We start from the raw sequence: 19,969 nt of genomic DNA, 5'->3' as shown, positions 1-19,969 counted from the left end.
ACGGAAAACGAATTTTGTGATTATTACTTTAAAGAATCGGGAGATAAAAGTAAAAGTCAATCGATGGATATTATCTATAAATGGTTTAATGATAAAGGGCTCTATATCAGATTGAAAACATGGTGATTTAAAATGTATGAAAACAATTTAAAGAGTTTTATTAAATGGTGTCGCGATCATAAAACTTTTATGGACTCGGACATAAGAAAAACTGAGCGCATAGAAAATAAATTTTATTACCTAGAAATGAATAAAATCCAAATAAGAGAATTATCTAATATTCCCTTTTTCGGCCCTTCTTTAATGAGGTTTGACCAAAATAAAAAGGATTTTATTCATGTAAAAGAATGTGATAAGAATAGAATATTAAGGGAATATTTCTTAAATCAGATAATTGATTTTTGTGATAATAGCGGAATAACTGATAAAGATTTTGACTTTTTAAGAGGTGATTAATATTTCTAAAGAAATATATAATCCGATGTATGAAGCTTCTAAAAAGAGAAAAGAAAAAGTATTTGATTCAATGTATAAAAGATATGATGAAAATAAGGATATTTGGGAAATAAAAAGAAGTGAAATAAATAAAAATATAGGGGTTATCTGTCCTAATTGTGGAAAAACCTGGTTTATAAATCCATCAAATTATTCTAATCCTAAAGGAGAAACATTATTATATTATTGTTGGGATGTAATAAGGCAAGAGGGATGTAAGGCAGAAATTTATCCAATATAGGAGATATTAATATGTTTAATCCTCTTTATGAAATAAAAGAAATGCTTATAAATTTAGATGGATTAAAAGATGAGGAGATAAAGATAGAAATAGAAAAATTCCATAATATTATTATTGTTCCAAGAATAAAAACAGAAACATATTTGTATTTAAAAAATATTGGTCTTGGAATAACCGAAAATTTTGATATTTCAGGAAAAGCTATAAAATACTATATATTTGTAAGGTGGAATAAACTTGTTTGAACTATCAATTAAATTTAATGTCAATGAAATAAAAGACATTAATAAAGTCTTATACCAAATTAGAAAACAAATAAAAGAAGGAGAATTAGCATTTAATGATAAAGGAATTAAAATAAAAGATGGCTACTTAATGAATAAATACAATGGAATTAAAATCTTAGATAAAGAAGGTTATGCAATTGGACAGTTTAGAATACTTGAAGAGAAATATTTTCCTTAATTAACTCAATTTAAGATAGTTAAATCTATCTTTTTGAGCAATTAATTAAAGGAGATATGATAAACATGAATAAATCTAATTTAGCTAAAATTGCCGGTTTAAATACTGATAAAATAGATTTTGCGCTACCACAAGAATATTTTAACCTATTAAATAAAAATCATATTCCAACAAATTTTATTGTATGGAATTATGAAAATAAAAAGACTTTTGGCTCTCCTATGAATATTGCCGAGGAATTTATATATAATTCCCAGGATAAAATTAAAATAGACGTTGAAAAGCTTTTCACTTTCATGGAAAAGCAAAAGATTGAGATGGATAAGATAAAATTAAACGAACCTTTCTATATAACTCTAATGGAATTAATACAGTTATTGCATGAGGAAAAAGTATTAAGTTATGAGGAGAAATAAATATGTCACTCTCTTATAAAGAAATGCAAAAAGTCATAAAAGATAATGAGAGGTTATCTAAGGCTTTAAACTTAGATCCTTTAGATATAGGTCTAAGGATTGATACTATTTACGAATATGATAAAGAGAAATATAAAACGGTTAAAAAAGTATTAGAAGGACTGCCAAAAGAGTATCAATTAGGCTTTATTCAAGCCATTGAAAACAATATTAATATAGAACTTGAAGAGAAAAGAAAATACGAACAAATAGAATACAAAAAAGTAATAAATAAAAGCTTATGGAGTTATGCGCTATGATGAAAGGTTTATTATGTATTACCGACGGAAAAGACCTAATAGCGTTTTTCCAACGTGCAGATTCAGATAATTTAATTGATCTAATTAAACAAATAGCGACACATAACAGTTTTTTAAATCTTCATAGTTCTAAACTTTTAGATCTTCATAGTATAAATTTTGTAGGCTTTGCTGTAATAGCGCAAACCGTTATTAATCAAAACTATTATAGTGATATAAACCCTTTAATTCTTCCTCAGCCACATATTAACCTTGATAACCTCGGAGCGCATTTTAATAAATGTGATATTAATATTTCGTTGGATATATCCATAAACCATAAAGGAATATGGATACTTAAATATAATTATGGTGGAATAAATCCGATAGAATATGAGGAAATTATTAAATTGGAGGAATAAATTTATGAGAATAATTATAGGAGCAAACCAGAACGGAAATATAAAAATATGGGAAGATTATTTAGGTTCTATTTATGGACTTACATATTTATTCTCATATAATATTGTTACTCATAGATGTAAAGATTTTAATAAAATCCAGTCCGAAGAAAAGAAAAGAATACTTAGATCTAAATTAAATAGTATTAAATCATTGGCCGCCGAAGGATATAACGATTATTTAACGATAGATTAAATAAAATTGGAGGAATAAAAATGTTTGAAATAAGTATAATTGAGGAAAGTATAACTTTTGAAGGGTTAAACGGCGAAAAATTACAAACTGGCATATATTTATATACCGTTGTATGTCAAACAACAGGATCAACCGCCAAAATAAAAGAAGGAGAGGTATTAACATTTAGAGATGATAATAGGGAGATTAAGCACAAAAATATAGAAAATTGTACCGATAGAGAGATAATTATAGCATTAAGACAAGCGATTAAAGAGGAATAAAGAAATGCCTATATTAATGGATAGTCCAAATAAGAAGAGAAAAACAAACCAACAAATATTAAAAGAAATAATTCCAAATATAACGGATTACGATATGGAATTATTGATATTAACAGCTAAAGATCTTCATAGATTAAATACTAAATACTGTAATGAGGAATTAACGCAAAAAGATAAATCAGATATTAAAGTAATTGAAGAATTGATTAAAGATATATCTAAATCGTATAATATATCTATCACGATAAATTATGATCCTCGCGGATTACCTATAGGGATATTAAATGATAAATATAGAAATACTTTAGATTATGATGGCTACGCTATATTAATTAAGGAGAGATAAACTTATGGTATTTTACCCTTATAAAATTGAATTTATGAACGATTTAGATGATAGATATAGATTTTTTGGTATTAATGGGGTTGATTTTATAAATAATCCATCGGCTACAGATTTAAATCATATAGGCACAACTACCGAAGCTTTAAGGCTTATTAATCTGTATTTCCCAAAAGCAAAAATAGAAGATAAGGTATATCCTTATGATGAAAATAGCCAAAAGATAATTTATAACGGCGAGGTTATAGGTTATCTAGTAGGGAATATTTATTAACTTTTATAAACATACTTTTTAAAGTTAAATCTTTTTAAGATGGAATTTATAAAAGTTAAGAGGTTAATTTATGGATCAAAACATAACAGAAATAAGAAGGATAATTAAGGACATCCTTAAAAAGCATGAAATAGACGTAAAGGAAAACAAATTTAAAGTATTTTATTTGTCTTTTCAGGATTTAGCACGAGAAGGTAAATATTTTGTCGAATTTAAATCATTAAGAAATATTCCAATTGAAATAATTAAAGAGATTGAAACGACAGGAAAAGAGGAAGATTTTATATTACATGGTGAGATAAGATGAAATTTAAATTAATTCCATATATAAAACATCAACTATATCAATTAAAAGATTCAAAGAATAAAAATGTTTATCTTGAAATAAAATTAAATAGATCAAAATTTGGAAATATCCTTTATGTGGATTCATATAAAGAATATTATTCTAAAGGATTCTTTAATCAACAACAAATAAATGAAATATTAAAAATTGTCGAATTATTGGCCGACAATAAATATATTACTGAAATAGAATTAGAATTAAATAGGGGAGAGTAAAATATGAGAAAGTTTTATAAATCAATCATTGAAATAACGGTTTTATCTGAAGATAGACCGTGCGAATTTAATTCTTTAGGAGATTTAACCTATTTGATTAACGACGGCCCTTATTCCGGCGAAATAGTAATAAAAGAAGAAAAAGAAGTATCTTCTCAAGAAATGGCAAGGCTTTTGATGGATCAATCTTCAGATCCTGAGTTTTTCAATTTAGATGAGGATGGAAAAGATTTAGATGAGGAGAGTTAAAACTATGAAAACTACTTATTTTGTATCTCGGCAATTACCCTATTATCAACCCGATATAGGCTTAGTAGAAATAGCTTATCCTAATATAGATTATTCCGGCTCGGATATGCTAGTACCAAAATATGCTGGAGAGGGAGAGTCTTATAATGATCCCATTGAAGCTTTAGAATCCGCTATATCTATTATGGAAATGTGGCGCACCGAAGAACCAAATAAAGAAATAGGGATCTGTTATGGACATTTTGATATGGGAGAAGGAGAACCGGAAGATATAGAAGAATTAAGACAACAAATCTCAAAAGAATATGAACAATTACCAAAATGCGATTATTGCAACGAACTTATAGACGAAAACGAATATTATACTAATGATGACTCACAATTTAACGAGGAAAAATTTTGTTCTGAATTTTGCGCCGATGAGTCATATATAAAAAACCTTGATTTATGTTATATCTGCGAACATGAATTTAAACGGCAAGATATGAATTATTGGCACGACGGAATTTATATTTGTCCTAAATGTGAGGAGCTAGAAGAAAATTTTAGTACAATTGACATAGAGAAAATTAATGACAACCTTTACGTTGGCTACTCTTTAGAAGATCAACAAATTACTAGATATCTATTAAATAAAACATATCTTACAGAAAAAGACTTTAGTCTTCTTGAAGATATGCTAGAAAAATTAGTGATAGATATTTATGTGGTTGATGAAAACGGAAATACAAAAGAATTTATAGAAATGGGATGAATAAATATGAGAAGAGATGACGCTTTTAATATTTTTAATAGTATAAAAGATGATGTAAATAAAGTAATTAAATCAATGCCAGAAAATAAATTAACTAAAGAAGAATGTAATAGAATAATTAATATTACAATTAATAGAAAAAAATATAATAAGCTTCCATCTAAATATACGGATAATTTAAATATTTATATTGAAGCTAAAATAGAAAACATTATTAAAAAATCGGAGGATTGATTTAAATGGATTACAGATACAAAAATATTACTCAAGAAGAATTAAATTGGTTTAATAGTAGAACGAACGATAAAACCGGTTTTATAATAATCGGCCCGGATGAGAAGATAAATATAGGAGTTGATAAATATTAATAAATTTATAAGTAGGATTGGTTATTAATCTTAGAATATTTTGTATTATTTTTGGTTATTTGTTTTGCAGTGAGGTTGATTTAAATGTTTAAAATAAAAGTTTATGATAATGACGGAAAAACCTTTGACAGATATACAGTTATAATTAATTATGATGTATATTTTATGTCTCCTCATGCAGATAAAGCTAATCATGTATGTAGCTACGATTGTAATTTATTAGCTCTCGCAGATAGATTTGGATATATAAAAGAAATAGAAAAGAACAATATTAAATTAAACAAAATTCCAAAATCACTTAAATATCAGATTAGGAATATTATTAAAGGAGACCGAACCTAATTTTTTTGTTTATTTTTATGACTTTCTAAACTTAATAAATTGGTTATTTTATTTTTCTTATGTAACATTTTCTTATGTAACATTTTCTTATGTAACATTTTCTTATGTAACATTTTCTTATGTAACATTTTCTTATGTAACATTTTCTTAAAACCGATACCTGTAACCATATCTCTACAATCGTTTTAAACCATATCCACGTTTTAAATAAACCATTATCTCCTATTAATCACATAACTCTATTACTTATTAATTTTAGATGGCTTAAAAGGTTTGTCTCAATCCTTATTAAGACCTATAATTTAATCGGTTTAACCTATTATCTTGTTAGTTTAGTATCCTTCTTTTAATCGATTCTAAATCAATATATTATTTTATTTCTTTTATAATCAATTCTATCCTTTTTAAGTTTTATAAAATCGTTATCAGTATAATTTATACTAATTACCTAGATATAAATAGCTAGAAGTCCTATAAGGATATGTGGATTAAGGAGAAGGTGATAGATAGATCTAATATGAATTTAATATAAACCTAATATGAATAAAGTTCGGAAAATGGATCAAGGATATAAAAATTTAGAATGTTTAAAATGAAATCTGAGGATACATAAAATAATTAAAATAAATAATAGATTAATATAAATGACTAGATTCATATCACCCACAGTCTAAATATATTTCAAATATAATTAGTAACACGAATTCGCAAAATAGTAACACGAAGTAATATCATTACAGTATAAATATATTAATCCAGATTTACACAATTAATCATTATAGATCACAGTATAAATATAATATTCATGTTATCGATGACAAATCGCGACAGATTCATTAAAATTCCGTAAATCAGATAAAATCGAGAAGTGTCAAAATCTCAAATAAAGCCCTTATACGCGTCAAAAATATCCGCCGGGGATTTTCCGGCGGTGGAAAATTGAAAAATAAAAAAAAGATTAAAAATAAATGTATATCAATCTAGAAATAAAATTAATAGTGATAAACTCATTAAAATAATCTAAATCAGATATTAACGCCGGCGTACTTAAATCGTAAAATAACCCCTTATACGGAGCCAATTTATTCCCGCAGGATTTTGGAGGCGGAATTCAAACCGCCTTCATCAACCAGTCATATCTATATTTCGTTTCCCTAGCGTCATACAAAGCATGATGCTCAATTGAATTTGGCATATCCGGCATTTTTGGGTTGCCTTTCTCCGTGCATAGTTGTTTCAAGTCCATACAGAACATAGGCCATCCTTTCGGAATGTTGATCATCGCCCCAAACAATTGGCAGAAGACCACCCAATCGTAATCTGCGTAGTAGCCCCAGAACTCGGGCTTATCGTCGCCGATGAACGCCAAAATCTCCTCTCTGATCTGAGAAATTGGCATCCTTCTAGAGCCTTCCCATGCCATACGCGGAGATCCACCCGACGATACATTCATATCTTCTCCGCGAGGGAGACGGGACAGAACGTTTTCTCGTACCCATTTGCTCGCCCTTCGGTGGGCAAGGAACCCGTACCAGGCGCTATTGATCGCATAAAATTCACGGTTGTCTTCAGTTATAATGGCTATACTAATCAACTCAATTGGGTGTTTCGGGCCTCGCTCCGAGAATTCTGTATCAAGGAAGTATTTCATCTTAGTTGTCTCCATATACTGTGTATGTGGTATGTCTATATATAGCTATGTTTTGGGCCTGAAAATTAATTCCAGTTTCTTAGATTTTCAGTTTGAAAATTAATCCCAGTTTCTTAGATTTCCAGTTTGAAAATTAATCCCAGTTTCTTAGATTTTCAGTTTGAAAATTAATCCCAGTTTCTTAGATTTCCAGTTTGAAAATTAATCCCAGTTTCTTAGATTTCCAGTTTGAAAATTAATCCCAGTTTCTTAGATTTTCAGTTTGAAAATTAATCCCAGTTTCTTAGATTTCCAGTTTGAAAATTAATCCCAGTTTCTTAGATTTCCAGTTTGAAAATTAATCCCAGTTTCTTAGATTTCCAGTTTGAAAATTAATCCCAGTTTCTTAGATTTCCAGTCTGAAAATTAATCCCAGTTTCTTAGATTTCCAGTCTGAAAATTAATCTCAGTTTCTTAGATTTCCAGTCTGAAAATTAATCTCAGTTTCTTAGATTTTGGGTTTGAAAAATTAATCTCAGTTTCTTAGATTTTGGGTTTGAAAAATTAATCTCAGTTTCTTAGATTTTGGGTTTGAAAAATTAATCTCAGTTTCTTAGATTTTGGGTTTGAAAAATTAAGGTCAGCACATACCAACAACTATTTATTCTAGTAGCACCTCTATAGGTATTGGATGTGGGGCGGAAGTCCCATACCAAGAGGAAATACTATGAATGGAAATATTGAGATGACGGAAGTCGAAACAGGAATCGCTACAGAAACCGTACAGTACATAAACGAGCGAGCAGAAAACTTGGTCCGCTACAGCGATAAACTCAGTGCCGCTTTGAAATCAATCGACAGGTATTTTGAGATTATAGGCCCGAAGGCGGGGATCAAATTTATAGATCCAGAAATATTTTATACTGATAATCATGAATATTTCGGGAAAGTAAATTATAGGCTTTCCGTAAGAAAAGATTGGGGCCTCTACTCCGTTTCGGATACAATGGAAGTGGATAACGAAGTCATTACAGACTGCGGAAGGCCAATTAAGAAAGCCGCCATTAAGAGACTGCCAGAATTCTTGAGATTGTATGCTCTCGAACTTGAAAAATATGCGAAAGAATATGAAGAGATCTCAGAGAAGGCGGAAAAGATGGCGGCTATATTGAATGGGGAGGTGGCTTAAAAATGTCGTTTTTAACTATTCCAGTAGGAAGCGAAAATGGTACTGCAATTCTCGACTACAGTGAGACGGGAAAATTCTCTCTAAGAGGAACGTTTCCCGCAGTTCCAAAGAAGATCTCTAGAGAAGATGCCCTAGAAATGGTTCGACAGAATTACGGCGGATATGCGGCTTGGATCATGAGCGTTTGGGATGACGAGGGCTCGATTTATGTAACTCCTGACGGACTTATGAGTCATCACGAAATTATGAATTCTCCGAAATTCCACGTATCTATGTGGGCTCAGTTTCCGTATGAGCAGATAACCGCATGGTTCCCGTTCCTCACCGAAGGAGCCATAAAGGGACTAATCCTCCCAGGAACAAGGATTTGTATATCAGGAGACAAGGGACTGGCGAATCGGACTCTCCCCGCAGAATTCGCCCCTTACATGGATGAGGCCCTTTGGGCTCGTTCTAACGGGACGACCTATGTTTGGGTCCCGAAATTGAATCGGGGATTCTATATCTCCGACGCAGAATTTAATTCTGATCACGAAGCCCATTGCTGGCGAGGAGAGATTACCCCTGTGGAGGCGTTTAAGATGTTTTGGACCCCAGAACCACCTGTTGGTTATGGGTGGTATGTGGAATTCGGGCCTGATGGGGTGGCTTAAATGGCCCACGATATTACCCGGATCGTCCGGGAAGTCCGTGACAACGCCGCGTGGCCTTGGGAATTGGCTATTCAGGAAGGGTTTACTGGGATCGATGGTCCAAATGGGTTAGGGACGGCTCTCGCCAAGGAAGATCTAGTAGATCGCCACACTCCCAATTATCCTAGAATGTTTCCGGAATTTGAGGGCGGAAAATGGTATATCTGGCCGCTCACAAAGGAGGCGGCCCGGAAGTGGAATCTTCCAGACGATATCAATCTCTACCTTCCAACGGGTCTGTTGGTCAAGGAAAATTTCGGGTACAGAATGCCAGACGGTAGAATAATGGTATCTAACGGAAACCACGAGATCCATTGGAAAGACGGAAAATACGCAGTAGATCTTGGCGGCGTGGCCGCAATTGGCGAGCTGGTAGAGGGCTATATCCACGACGGGTATGGATGTCTTTCGTTCTGCCGAGGTGTGGTCGAAGAGCGGACCGTGCCGATAGTGGAGTACCGTGCCAAGCGTCGCGCTTTGGCTATGAGCGACGGAGAATATGAATTGGCTATTGGTGAGGGTATTCCGGAAGGAAGCCCGCTACTGGATACGAAGATGGCCAGAAATGCGAGGGCGAAGTTGGCAGGTGGGGAGGTAATCTAAATGCCAGCCAGATTTATTTTTGACCAACAACTCGAAGAATCGAATGAAAATGACGATGTAATCGGGTGCGTATCGCAAGACGAGAGGAGATGTATTTGCGTTGTCTGCGGAAAAGATTGTATGTATCGCGGATCAATGAGGGGCGAGGTGATCTAAATGGCCCTCCTCATCCCATCCCGTTTTAACGGCCTCATGGCTGGCGTAGCCACAATAATTGCAATCTACGGATTAGGTACGGGTGGCGCAATGTGGGCAGTTATCGTCTCTGGCGGGTGCGCGGTTACTCTTGGAGCGATATCAATTATATCGATGGATGAGGGGATTTAGATGACCTCTAAAATACAGATAATTTGGTATAACTTCGCGGGAGTTATTATAGGTAGAAGCCTGACAGATGACGATTATACCGCCGAGAATTTAGAGCAGTTGGGTCGAGAAATATCTGGCTCGGACGGTCACACAGGCAGCACCGAGGGTTTAAACGCTCCCGATGGATGGGACCAGTACGATACTGAGCCAGCGGAGGTATCCTAAATGCCTAATAATTTTTTAGTAAGCGTCGGCTGCGTGATGCAAGACCTAAAATTAAAAGATGATCTCGATGCAGCCTTGGCCCGCTATAATGACTTATTTATTCCGGGGAGTTCGAAGAGACTTAAGCTTGTTCCTGACGAGTAATCTAATACCCTTCGCGCCACGGATCGGCTACTAGAAGAGATTGAAAAGGAAGAATTGAAATAATATTTTTTTAAAAAAAAATAATTACATTATTTTACCTGTCCTCTTCCATAGTATATACCTCCCAAGTTTACCACATCTCCCCGCCCGCTTCACCAACCCTCTTTCTTCCAGAGATCTTAAGATGAAAGCAACCTTAACGCTTCCTTTGTCTGATTTTATATTGCGGGACATAAAAGGTTTATTAGGAAGAAGTTTCAAGATCTCTTCTTCCTCGGTACTAATTTGTTTCACCTGAGATTACTCCCATATAATTTTATAAATATAAGTTATCTGATTTTCAGACTCGCTTTCTGGTTCGTCCACTACCTCTTCCAGCCTATTAACCGCCGCCTGTTCTCTAAATAAATCTAGAGTTGTCTGTTCCCATTCCTCTATAATTTCCTGGACGGCCTCATAATATCTCCAATCCTCATCCAAGAAATTTTCCTCTACATCCTCAAATTCGAAATTATTCTCTAATGCCCATTCCCGCCTTGCATCGGAACGAACCTCTGAGAGGGTTTCACTCATTACGCCTGAATCGTGAAGCGCATCCTCATTAAAGAAATCCATTAGTCCGAACTGTGATATGTGGCCTGATCCAGGCGGATAGTAGTTCCCGTTCTGGTGCCAAGTTACTTTTGTAACCCAAGGGTAATCGAGAGTCCCATGTTCATATGCATCCAATACCGCAGGATGAATATGAATCCCGTGATAACCATTTTGTCCACCCACTTCATCGAATACTTCATCCGCGAGAGCGTTGATTACTTTGTCTTGATTAAGGACAATGTAGTAAGTTTTAGACATATTTATTCCTCCTCTATTAAATTACTATTCAACTTCCACGCTCTTTCTTGATCCGCCCAAGAAAGATTTTGATATATGAACTCTCTAATCATCTTAATTGCAGTTAAGACATCTTTATTCTCGATAGACGAATCTCCTTTGTTGACTATTATGTGCTTCAATATCTTATCTGAAGGAGCCCACCAAGGCAAATTAGTATTCCAATCTTCTTCTTTTTCAAATCCGATTCCAATTGTTGCCATTTTTGGAAAGCCAAGGACGGCCTGGTTATCGGACAATCTAACTCTGTAAGACCAATAATTCTCATTTAAGTCTGGAGTGGCAATAATAACTTGGTTCCCGCTCGATAGACTTAGCGTCCTATCCTCTTGATTTTTGATTTCTAGAATTAGGTCCATGTGATTTACATCTCCAGTATATACTATACATTTCTAACTTAAATAGTTGTCGATATTACAAACCCCACAAATCCCGCTGCTAGAATTATATCTAGGGCAAGAAACCAGGGACACATCTTATACATTCCAATAAAATCATCTAAATTATATCCTCTAATAAGTGCTATTGGAATTTGTGTCACCCATCGCCCGATAAAAATCATGGCTATAAAATATAGTATTAGATTCATTCCTCCACCTCTCTCACTGTCAAATTCAATCCCATCCTCGATGCGGCGGACACTGAATAATTCCCAGTACCCGTAAAAGTCGTATACCCCGCCGCCTCTGCGATTCTTTCTTCCCAAAGTTTTATTGCGCTATTAAGGGAGTCAAGGTCGCCCTCTATGATGTCATCGAAATTTCGAGCATAGACGGCGATATCCATCCCGTCGTCATCAATTGCGGACTCTTCCGACAAATACATATACCATTCCTCCGCAGTCCGCAAGAGAAGTTCCCAGTCCTCATGAGTTTCCGCCGCATTTCCATCTGATATAATCCATTTTCTTGCTACTAGATCTGGGCGGAGGTCTGGAACGATGGAGTGCAGAATTATTTTACCCAATTCGTTTGCCGCCTCTTCTGTAATCGGCTCTCCTTGTAGAGTATCAAATATTATTGAGGCTATTCTTTCCTCGATTTCTAATTGGGTTTCGGGGTCAAATTTATCGTTATATTCCATCTAAATCACCCCATGTACTTGAACCAATTTAATATCTCCCGATCTTGCCGGGGCCATTCCAGAAAAATCGTAGTCTCCCCTTATCATTCTCATCCAAGTAGTGTGAACTTCTTCCTCAGTCCCTTCTTCAATAACTCCCTCGTCATCAATTATTTGCCACGGAAATTCATTTTTAGACATAATTTAATCCTCCTCAGTAATAATCTTCCACCAGCCGCGGATTTCTTCATCGTTTCCGTCATGATCTACATAATAGCAGTTGAGTTCCCCGCTGCTACAGTCGTTGTTTATACGTTCTTTCGCTCTCTCCTCTCCGTGTTCGGTCAAGGATTCTTTTAAATCCTCAGTCAATTCTTGTTCGATGTCCCAGTATGCGATTTTTACATGGTGGCAGCACGTTTCTATTACTGTCGAGAACGATTCCTTCCTTGTCGGCATACCATATACTATACATCCCAAGCTTAAATACCTGTCGGTCTACCAAATAAACATTAAAAAAAGAGAATAACGAGAGGCCAGGGACCAAACGGCTGATCGTGGGAAGGGTATCCCTCTGCCCTAGCCTCTAATTCTAAGATATGGCGTTTGTTCTATTTATAGTCTTTGGACGTGTCGTAAACTATAAATACTAATCGTATGTATAGTACATATTAGTGAGGAGACATATATATGAAAGACAACTTTTCGACACTAGAATCCGCCATGAGGGAACACGTAAACCTCATGACGAAAGATGTAAAATCTCTGTTTGTAACATCGGCAGATAGAGATACTCTCTGGAACCTGTATCTAAGTAGTTTCCCGAAGGGAACTAACGAAATAGTAAAGACCAGAACAGAACATGACTGTTCTTCCTGCCGACACTTCGTAAAGCAATTCGGCAACGCAGTCTCGATTAAGAACGGAGTAATAACTACAATCTGGGACTTTGATCTACCACAGGATTCAAGATACGCACCCGTAGTTGAGGCCCTGGCAGAATATGTTAACAGTCAACCCGTTATAGACATTGCGACGATAGATTCTTCTCAAATTGGGGTGGAGAAGAACTTTGAGAAAACAGAGAATGGTGATATAATTACATGGGGGCATCTACACATTAAGATCCCCGCGAGGCTCGTAAACTGCTCCAGAGCTACGGCGGCAACAGTACGTGGTCGCGCAAGCGAGCTGAGAGGAGTCTTTAAAAGATCTTTGGACGAAATCACGGAAGATTCTGTACTATCCGTACTTGAGCTAATTTCCCAAAATTCTCTGTATAAGGGCGAGGAATGGAAAGGAGTTCTTACTGAATTCGGAAAACATCAAGCGAATTATGATCTCCTGTCGCCCGGAGGCAAAGAGATTTATACTTGGGAACAATCCGTTCTCGCCGGGCCTGTGGTAGGAAAAATTAGGAACCATTCTATAGGTGTCCTCTTGATTGATCTCTCCAAAGGTGTAGATCTCGACGAAGCCGTAAGAAAATATGAAGCCATAGTTGCCCCGACGAATTACAAGCGTCCCAAGGCAATAGTTACACCAAGAATGATCGAGTCTGCCGAGAAACAAATTACTGAACTTGGTTATCTTGATTCTTTGGGAAGAAGACACGCCACTCTAGGAGATATCAGTATAAACGATATCTTATTTGCAAATCGCGATGTAACGAAGAAATTAGGTGGAACTAACCCCTTCTCAGATCTAAAGAAAGAAGTTCCCGTAAAAGTTAAGAACTTTGATAGAGTAGAAGAGGTATCGATAGATACATTTGTGTCTGAAATCCTGCCAACTGCAAGTAATATTGAAATCCTGTTGGAAAACAAGCACGGAAGCAATCTTGTAAGTCTAATAGCTCCCATAAATAAGGATTCTCCTTCTATGTTTAAGTGGAACAATCCCTTTTCGTGGGCTTATAGAGGCAACATAGCGGACTCTATGAAGCAAAGAGTAAAAGCTTTGGGTGGTGATGTTACAGGGGTTCTTAGATTCTCTATCCAGTGGAACACCGAAGGCGATAACCAGAATGACTTTGATGCCCATTGCATAGAGCCAGGAAGAAACGAGATCTACTTTGCAAGAAAAAGAGGGCATCCTTCTAGTGGCGAACTGGACGTAGATATTATATCCCCGCGAACTCAGACCAAAGACGGAATAGCCGTAGAAAACATTACTTGGTCTAACAAATCCAAGATGCCAGAGGGAACATATATATTCTATGTCCACAACTATAGTCATAACGGAGGAAGATCCGGATTTACAGCGGAAATAGAATTTAATGGGCAAATTTATAGCTTTGCATACAATAAGGAACTTCGGCATGGAGAAAAAGTTCAAGTAGCAGAAGTTACTTACAGTAAAAAGACGGGACAGTTTACTCTCACAGAAAAAATCCCCTTTAGTTTCGCTTCAAGAAATCTGTGGGGCCTGGATACAAACCAATTCCAGCCAGTACAGGCAATAATGTACTCCCCCAATCATTGGAACAACCAAGAAGGCATAGGAAATAAGCATTATTTCTTCATGTTGAAGGGATGTAAAAACGAGGAACAACCCAACGGCTTCTTTAACGAGTATTTGAAAGAAGATCTATTGGTCCATAAAAGGGTATTTGAAGCCCTTGGATCTAAGATGAGAGTCGCCCCGTCCGAGGATCAGTTATCGGGCCTTGGATTCTCATCGACGCAAAGGAACGAATTAGTGGTCCACGTAGAAGGCCACGTAAACAGAGTAATTAAGGTGGTGTTTTAGAAATGGTAGAGATTAATATTTTTGAGCAGGCAACAAGAAACAGAATTAGATTCCCTTACAAGGGGATAGTATCGGTAGAGGATCTTTGGGACCTGTCGGTTCAGGAACTTGATAAGATCTTCAAGTTTTTGAATAAGAGCCTAAAGACTTCCGAGGGAGAAAGTTTACTTGGCACAAAGAATAAGGCTGATACGGACCTTGAACTTCAGATAGCTATAGTTAGGCATATTGTAGAAGTTAAGCTCGCTGAGATGACCGCTAGAGAACTAGAGAAGGAGAAGAAACAGAAGAGACAGAAGATCATGGGTATCCTTGTAGCAAAGCAGGACGAAGCCCTACAGAGCCTTTCAGAGGCAGACCTGAAGAAGATGCTAGATGAGTTGTAAACTCATCTCTATTTCATTTTTTTTTTAGGTCCCGTTAACTATAAATAGGATAGACTATACTATACATATTAGAGGCAAGTAATATGGCTACAGGAATAGAAGGTTATCTCCAGATTAAAATTCTGGACGGTCACAAAAAATTTATGGTTACAAGCGAATTCTGGGCGAAAGTTGCTCGCGACTTTAACGATTCGCGTTTTAGACCAGACAGAATAGAAACAGTAATCGGACCAGAAACTAAGGCGCTAGATACTGGGTGGCTAGACGGTGGTAATTATGAAACATATCAGGCATCTGAAGACGATGCGTCCGAATCGCCTTGCCCGCATTGTGCCTACTCTCATCGGGCAAACGAGAAATGCCCTACCAAGCGGCAAGTAGCGCCACTATTTCAAAACGAGCGAAAACGGATTTATGATTTAGAAACCGAATTAAATACATTACGAAAAAATAACGCGCCTAAATCAGAAATCAACGCGAAAATTAAAGAGATCGATCGGGTGATAAATGGATGAAATCAATTGATGTCGTTGTGTCCGATCTCTGCGAAGAGATTGACCGATTAAGGATAGAGAGGGACCAATGGAAGAGTAAATACGAGGACTGCGACCGAAGGCTTAGAGAATTTATCGATTTGTCTATTGCGAACGGAGAAGCTACTCATAATAATTGGGTTTTATATGCTCTAAAATTTCCTCCCCAAAAGAAATATAAAATAGCGTGGAGAAACGGTCGAGGTCATCTACAATTAGGATCTAAAGTTTTTGATTCTTGGACGGAGTGCCAAGTGGAATGTGAAAAGTGCGATGGTGTATTTCCCGGAGTTAGACATTGGCCGGAGGAGATCTAAATTATGGTAAATTTTTTACTCGATGGCGTTATTTACCGCGAAATGTATAATGATTTGGGAAAAGTAGAAGGATGTTGCCGTCCAGATGGGACCGATATCCAAGAATGTTATGAATGCAATTATAAAATACATTGTCCCGCGAAGGTGGCCCTGCCATGAGTGCCGTCCGCCTTCTAGATCCAGACAAGAAACATACCAATCGACAAGTATCGTTTTCTGGAGAATTCCATAGATTTTTGGACTCTTTGGAAAAGGGAAAAGTTTCTTCTTTCCTAGAGGAGACTTGTAGGAATACTGAGCAGTTTAGAAAATTTAAAGAGGAGAATAAACATGGACGCTGAAACATTAGAAGCCCTACAGGGCAGCATTAAAAAACATGAAAACATTTTGGCGGGAATTGGAAGGGATAAGGGACCCTCTAATTGCCCTCTGTGTCAACTGTTTTGGGACATAGAATGTGATGGGTGCCCGATTTCTAATAAAACAGGAGAAAGGTGTTGTGAAAACACTCCTTATAACGACTGGCAGGAACATATTACCGATGAACACGAAATGGATTATATAGATGGAGATGTTATTTATTGTCCAGAGTGTGAGAGGTTAGTTAAAATGGAAATTGAGTTTCTTAAAAGTCTACTACCAACAACTATTTAACCTAGCCATGTATAGTATATACTGAGCCTGAAAGGCGAGGGCGCGTTGGAGACTGAAGTTATGATACCCACCATTGAAGAAATCCTAGAGCAGAGAATTAAGTCCGATGAAGAGAAGAAAGCCATTGAATCTCAGTGGACTATTGATGAACTTGGATTTAATTCTAGGGCATCCCAACTCCAAGAGCAGAGATGGGCTATTCAGTCCCTAGAGGGAGAAAATCACCTCCAGAGGGATAAATCTTATAGGGCGAAGAACGAACAAATTGATGGAATTAGGAATTTTCTCTCAGATCAAGAGGATTTATTCAGGAAACAAATAACCCTCGCGAGTTTGAAACATTCCATTCCGACTATGGGTAATTTCCAGCGGGATAGCCATATTTCGTACCGTTGTAATTCTTCAGGATCAGCCAATGAAGAGGTATTGTATGAAACCCCCTTGGTGAAGGTTATTGCAACCTACTCACTAACCGACAAGCCCACCAACAAAATAGACTACGTAGTAGGTATCTACGCCCATTATAGATTTAAGGACATGATCAATAGAATGCTCGGGATCGCAACCCAATTTAATGAGCATTTTCCTGAACATGATGCTATTCTTAAATTTAAGAGTTTTAAAACTCTAGAGGATGCGAAGGTATACAACGACAGGAATAAAAACAAAATTATCCAAGAGTGGATTCCTCAAATTGAAAAATTTAATGATGAGGTCCAATCTGCGAGTGATGATCTAGAATCTGTATTTGACTTTAGACTGATAGGAGAGGATACTCTCAACGGGTACTACTCTAGATCACAAATTGAAAAATTTAATGACGAGGTTCAATCTGCAAGTGATGATTTAGAATCTGTGTTTGACTTCAGACTGATAAGAGAAGATACTCTCAACGGGTACTACTCTAGATCACAAAATTATAATATAGAATCCAAAGAAAAGAACAAGATGGTTTTGTTCTGGGACGATACAAAGTTCTGGGATGGTACAATACAGTATAAGGAAGAAAATAAGGGATCATTCATAGTAACCCTCTCAGGATGGCAATTATTTGTAAATCCGATGGGAGTAACCAGATCTCCCGATGCAATTCAATTGAGAGGAATATATGGTACTCTAATCTATAACGAGTTCAATCTTCCCCATTTGTCCGACTTTATGAGAGATATTTCGTCTCTCGCGGATGAACAGGAGAAGAAGGAAAAACATATAGAATGGATTGCAGAACTCGCGGGTGAGGCGGATCTTCTGGAAGACTATTTAACTCATGTTAACAATCCAGATGAAGTAAGGGCAGAAGTTGAAGAATATAAGAGGAGGATGGTGATTTAAGATGGAGAGAAGAATTAATAAATTTTTGGGAAATGGCGATGGGAATTTGTATCTTATAGTATTTTCCAAATCGAGAGAAGAGGCTTGGACCACCTTAACTAATTTGGGAGCTAAAGTAGATCGGTGTCAAATTAATATAGACAAAGAGTACGTAGTTGACGGTACTTTAACTGGCGCAGGATTAATCCAGATCGAACAACTGGAAAGAGGCGGGAGGAAGTGGGATTAAATGTCCGAAGAAGCAGGTTTACTACAGGCAATGATCCTTCAAGATCCTACAGGCAGAGCGGGATTTCTCACAAATCCAGATAAAAAGAGGTCGCATACGCTAGAAACCGAAGGCGCAGCCGGAGGCATAGAAAAATTAGTCTGTCTCGCCAAGGGCGGCGAATGCCGCCATTATGGAGAATTCTATACTGGATCTCTTAATAGTAAAGAGTCCTGGTTGACTCCCATAATCAGCGAGGGGTGTCCAAATACTTGCCCCTATAAGTATTTAGTCTGCGAAGGAGAGGCCCATAAAGGCCACGATTACACAGAATATTATCCCGAACATAATAAATATAGAGGAGAGTTCTACAGGTATTGCAAACATTTTGAGATAATCCATGAGAGGCCGAAGATTCGAGTGAATCGAACTTGTGAAAGCGCAATTGATGGAAATTGGTATATTGATATGGTGGCTGAAAAATGACAAGAACTAAGGAAGAACACGATTTCGAAACTAAAATGTTGCAGGAATCTCTAGGGCGGCAAATAGACGGAATAATGGCCGATCTGGAGGAATCTAAGAAGAGAATTCTAATCGGAATGGACCCATCTTGGAAAATTCCAAAGAATACTTTCGCGGATTTTACTCAGAGATGCGGGGAATTATCTGTAATGCTTAGACTATCTGGAACCTTCCAATTAATAGAGAAGGTTAGTGAGTCTCAACAGCAACCCATGACCCTCTATGTAAACCAAAAGGGTTATGCCCCTGGAGAAATTAAAGTTAATAGCGTAGAAGAGGCGGAACAAGTGTTTTCAACTCTGTTGGATGCCCAAAATATTCCAGGAGTTAACAACTTTAATATAGCCGTACTAAAAAACGGAAAAGGAGAAACCATTAACAAATGGGAGTTTGCGAATTATCTTTAAATTTTAGAATTTAGGAAAATGGTCCTTATACGGACCTAATTTATTCCCGCAGGAAAATTGAAAGAGGAGAGATAAAAAATGTACGGATCACTTAAAGCACAATCAACCTTAGATATGTCGGTAATAATTCCTGAATGCAATAAATATATACTCAATGAAGCCATAGCTAGTCTTCAAAAATATGAAGCAAAATTTGAAAAACTTCGAGGACTTAAAGAGGAAAAAGAAAGGGCGAGAAACGAGGATGACCGATGCGATGAAATGGCCGCAGGATATCAATTAATGAGAGATGTAGAAATAAACTTAATAGAAATGATCCTTAACAAGGAGTTTTGAATGTGACAATAGCGATTACAATAGAGAAGTTAGATCCAGATTTTAACCGTAACGCTTTCCGAGCCCATC

Annotated in this window: 34 protein-coding genes; 28 read left to right on the top strand and 6 right to left on the bottom strand. The window is 36.3% G+C overall.

Going from position 1 to position 19,969, the window contains the following annotated elements:
- The first annotated feature begins 189 nt into the window (after nt 1–189).
- The 16 genes from M0R80_04185 (at nt 190) to M0R80_04110 (ending at nt 5,706) form a co-directional block, all read left to right on the top strand.
- Nucleotides 190–456: a hypothetical protein gene (locus M0R80_04185; GenBank protein MCK9458815.1), complete on the top strand. Its 267-nt coding sequence runs from the start codon at nt 190–192 to the stop codon at nt 454–456.
- 25 nt (nt 457–481) lie between these two features.
- Nucleotides 482–736, top strand: a complete 255-nt coding sequence (locus M0R80_04180) for a hypothetical protein (GenBank protein ID MCK9458814.1) — start codon at nt 482–484, stop codon at nt 734–736.
- 11 nt (nt 737–747) lie between these two features.
- Entirely contained in the window at nt 748–981 is a 234-nt protein-coding gene (locus tag M0R80_04175) for a hypothetical protein (protein MCK9458813.1), read from the top strand.
- Complete coding sequence (locus M0R80_04170) at nt 974–1,201, top strand: hypothetical protein (protein ID MCK9458812.1); 228 nt, start codon at nt 974–976, stop codon at nt 1,199–1,201. The genes M0R80_04175 and M0R80_04170 overlap by 8 nt, the downstream gene beginning before the upstream one ends.
- Nucleotides 1,202–1,266: 65 nt before the next feature.
- Nucleotides 1,267–1,617 (top strand): hypothetical protein, encoded by a 351-nt coding sequence (locus M0R80_04165; GenBank protein MCK9458811.1) that lies wholly within the window; start codon nt 1,267–1,269, stop codon nt 1,615–1,617.
- A 2-nt stretch (nt 1,618–1,619) separates the two neighbouring features.
- A complete protein-coding gene (locus M0R80_04160; GenBank protein ID MCK9458810.1) occupies nt 1,620–1,916 on the top strand; it encodes a hypothetical protein in 297 nt (98 codons plus the stop codon).
- Nucleotides 1,913–2,317: a hypothetical protein gene (locus M0R80_04155; protein ID MCK9458809.1), complete on the top strand. Its 405-nt coding sequence runs from the start codon at nt 1,913–1,915 to the stop codon at nt 2,315–2,317. The genes M0R80_04160 and M0R80_04155 overlap by 4 nt, the downstream gene beginning before the upstream one ends.
- Nucleotides 2,318–2,572: 255 nt before the next feature.
- A complete protein-coding gene (locus M0R80_04150) occupies nt 2,573–2,815 on the top strand; it encodes a hypothetical protein (protein ID MCK9458808.1) in 243 nt (80 codons plus the stop codon).
- Nucleotides 2,816–2,819: 4 nt separating this feature from the next.
- Nucleotides 2,820–3,161: a hypothetical protein gene (locus tag M0R80_04145; GenBank protein MCK9458807.1), complete on the top strand. Its 342-nt coding sequence runs from the start codon at nt 2,820–2,822 to the stop codon at nt 3,159–3,161.
- A gap of 34 nt (nt 3,162–3,195) precedes the next feature.
- Complete coding sequence (locus M0R80_04140; protein MCK9458806.1) at nt 3,196–3,432, top strand: hypothetical protein; 237 nt, start codon at nt 3,196–3,198, stop codon at nt 3,430–3,432.
- 70 nt (nt 3,433–3,502) lie between these two features.
- Nucleotides 3,503–3,739, top strand: a complete 237-nt coding sequence (locus M0R80_04135) for a hypothetical protein (protein ID MCK9458805.1) — start codon at nt 3,503–3,505, stop codon at nt 3,737–3,739.
- Nucleotides 3,736–3,993 carry a hypothetical protein gene (locus M0R80_04130; GenBank protein MCK9458804.1) on the top strand — a complete coding sequence of 86 codons (258 nt, stop codon included), beginning with the start codon at nt 3,736–3,738 and terminating at the stop codon, nt 3,991–3,993. The genes M0R80_04135 and M0R80_04130 overlap by 4 nt, the downstream gene beginning before the upstream one ends.
- Before the next feature lie 3 nt (nt 3,994–3,996).
- Nucleotides 3,997–4,242: a hypothetical protein gene (locus M0R80_04125; protein ID MCK9458803.1), complete on the top strand. Its 246-nt coding sequence runs from the start codon at nt 3,997–3,999 to the stop codon at nt 4,240–4,242.
- Between the two features lie 4 nt (nt 4,243–4,246).
- Nucleotides 4,247–4,996, top strand: a complete 750-nt coding sequence (locus M0R80_04120) for a hypothetical protein (protein MCK9458802.1) — start codon at nt 4,247–4,249, stop codon at nt 4,994–4,996.
- A gap of 6 nt (nt 4,997–5,002) precedes the next feature.
- Nucleotides 5,003–5,230 carry a hypothetical protein gene (locus M0R80_04115; GenBank protein MCK9458801.1) on the top strand — a complete coding sequence of 76 codons (228 nt, stop codon included), beginning with the start codon at nt 5,003–5,005 and terminating at the stop codon, nt 5,228–5,230.
- Between the two features lie 218 nt (nt 5,231–5,448).
- Nucleotides 5,449–5,706 (top strand): hypothetical protein, encoded by a 258-nt coding sequence (locus tag M0R80_04110; protein ID MCK9458800.1) that lies wholly within the window; start codon nt 5,449–5,451, stop codon nt 5,704–5,706.
- A 1,111-nt stretch (nt 5,707–6,817) separates the two neighbouring features.
- Here M0R80_04110 and M0R80_04105 read toward each other — a convergent pair.
- Nucleotides 6,818–7,357 carry a 3'-5' exoribonuclease gene (locus tag M0R80_04105; GenBank protein ID MCK9458799.1) on the bottom strand — a complete coding sequence of 180 codons (540 nt, stop codon included), beginning with the start codon at nt 7,355–7,357 and terminating at the stop codon, nt 6,818–6,820.
- A gap of 670 nt (nt 7,358–8,027) precedes the next feature.
- On the opposite strand from M0R80_04105, the gene M0R80_04100 reads away from it, so the two are divergent.
- The 3 genes from M0R80_04100 to M0R80_04090 are packed head-to-tail and all read left to right on the top strand — an operon-like array spanning nt 8,028 to nt 9,820.
- Nucleotides 8,028–8,525 (top strand): hypothetical protein, encoded by a 498-nt coding sequence (locus M0R80_04100; GenBank protein MCK9458798.1) that lies wholly within the window; start codon nt 8,028–8,030, stop codon nt 8,523–8,525.
- Nucleotides 8,526–8,527: 2 nt separating this feature from the next.
- Nucleotides 8,528–9,178: a hypothetical protein gene (locus M0R80_04095; GenBank protein MCK9458797.1), complete on the top strand. Its 651-nt coding sequence runs from the start codon at nt 8,528–8,530 to the stop codon at nt 9,176–9,178.
- The gene (locus tag M0R80_04090) at nt 9,179–9,820 is read left to right on the top strand and encodes a hypothetical protein (GenBank protein MCK9458796.1); all 642 of its coding nucleotides are present in this window, start codon (nt 9,179–9,181) and stop codon (nt 9,818–9,820) included.
- Between the two features lie 978 nt (nt 9,821–10,798).
- On the opposite strand, the gene M0R80_04085 is transcribed toward M0R80_04090, so the two are convergent.
- From M0R80_04085 to M0R80_04065, 5 genes are all read right to left on the bottom strand, one after another.
- Nucleotides 10,799–11,350, bottom strand: coding sequence for a hypothetical protein (locus M0R80_04085; GenBank protein MCK9458795.1), 552 nt, complete (start codon nt 11,348–11,350; stop codon nt 10,799–10,801).
- Nucleotides 11,351–11,352: 2 nt separating this feature from the next.
- Nucleotides 11,353–11,748, bottom strand: a complete 396-nt coding sequence (locus M0R80_04080; protein ID MCK9458794.1) for a hypothetical protein — start codon at nt 11,746–11,748, stop codon at nt 11,353–11,355.
- Between the two features lie 226 nt (nt 11,749–11,974).
- Nucleotides 11,975–12,472, bottom strand: coding sequence for a hypothetical protein (locus M0R80_04075; protein MCK9458793.1), 498 nt, complete (start codon nt 12,470–12,472; stop codon nt 11,975–11,977).
- Nucleotides 12,473–12,652, bottom strand: coding sequence for a hypothetical protein (locus M0R80_04070; GenBank protein ID MCK9458792.1), 180 nt, complete (start codon nt 12,650–12,652; stop codon nt 12,473–12,475).
- A gap of 3 nt (nt 12,653–12,655) precedes the next feature.
- A complete protein-coding gene (locus tag M0R80_04065) occupies nt 12,656–12,910 on the bottom strand; it encodes a hypothetical protein (GenBank protein MCK9458791.1) in 255 nt (84 codons plus the stop codon).
- 231 nt (nt 12,911–13,141) lie between these two features.
- Between M0R80_04065 and M0R80_04060 the strand changes: the two genes are divergently transcribed.
- The 9 genes from M0R80_04060 (at nt 13,142) to M0R80_04020 (ending at nt 19,900) form a co-directional block, all read left to right on the top strand.
- Nucleotides 13,142–15,202 (top strand): hypothetical protein, encoded by a 2,061-nt coding sequence (locus tag M0R80_04060; protein MCK9458790.1) that lies wholly within the window; start codon nt 13,142–13,144, stop codon nt 15,200–15,202.
- A gap of 2 nt (nt 15,203–15,204) precedes the next feature.
- Entirely contained in the window at nt 15,205–15,588 is a 384-nt protein-coding gene (locus tag M0R80_04055; GenBank protein MCK9458789.1) for a hypothetical protein, read from the top strand.
- An 83-nt stretch (nt 15,589–15,671) separates the two neighbouring features.
- Nucleotides 15,672–16,103 carry a hypothetical protein gene (locus M0R80_04050; protein ID MCK9458788.1) on the top strand — a complete coding sequence of 144 codons (432 nt, stop codon included), beginning with the start codon at nt 15,672–15,674 and terminating at the stop codon, nt 16,101–16,103.
- Nucleotides 16,104–16,768: 665 nt separating this feature from the next.
- On the top strand, nt 16,769–17,092 hold the full coding sequence (locus M0R80_04045) for a hypothetical protein (GenBank protein MCK9458787.1): 324 nt from the start codon (nt 16,769–16,771) through the stop codon (nt 17,090–17,092).
- A gap of 45 nt (nt 17,093–17,137) precedes the next feature.
- Nucleotides 17,138–18,424 carry a hypothetical protein gene (locus M0R80_04040; protein MCK9458786.1) on the top strand — a complete coding sequence of 429 codons (1,287 nt, stop codon included), beginning with the start codon at nt 17,138–17,140 and terminating at the stop codon, nt 18,422–18,424.
- A gap of 1 nt (nt 18,425) precedes the next feature.
- Complete coding sequence (locus M0R80_04035) at nt 18,426–18,653, top strand: hypothetical protein (protein MCK9458785.1); 228 nt, start codon at nt 18,426–18,428, stop codon at nt 18,651–18,653.
- Entirely contained in the window at nt 18,654–19,118 is a 465-nt protein-coding gene (locus M0R80_04030; protein ID MCK9458784.1) for a hypothetical protein, read from the top strand.
- Nucleotides 19,115–19,564 carry a hypothetical protein gene (locus M0R80_04025; protein ID MCK9458783.1) on the top strand — a complete coding sequence of 150 codons (450 nt, stop codon included), beginning with the start codon at nt 19,115–19,117 and terminating at the stop codon, nt 19,562–19,564. The genes M0R80_04030 and M0R80_04025 overlap by 4 nt, the downstream gene beginning before the upstream one ends.
- A 78-nt stretch (nt 19,565–19,642) precedes the next feature.
- Entirely contained in the window at nt 19,643–19,900 is a 258-nt protein-coding gene (locus M0R80_04020; GenBank protein ID MCK9458782.1) for a hypothetical protein, read from the top strand.
- Nucleotides 19,901–19,969: the final 69 nt, after the last annotated feature.

The sequence above is a fragment of the Pseudomonadota bacterium genome (assembly GCA_023229365.1).
GTDB lineage: Bacteria > Myxococcota_A > Polyangia > JAAYKL01 > JAAYKL01 > JALNZK01.
The sequence above is the reverse complement of the archived record's forward strand: the minus strand, read 5'-3'. Positions and strand labels throughout refer to the sequence as shown.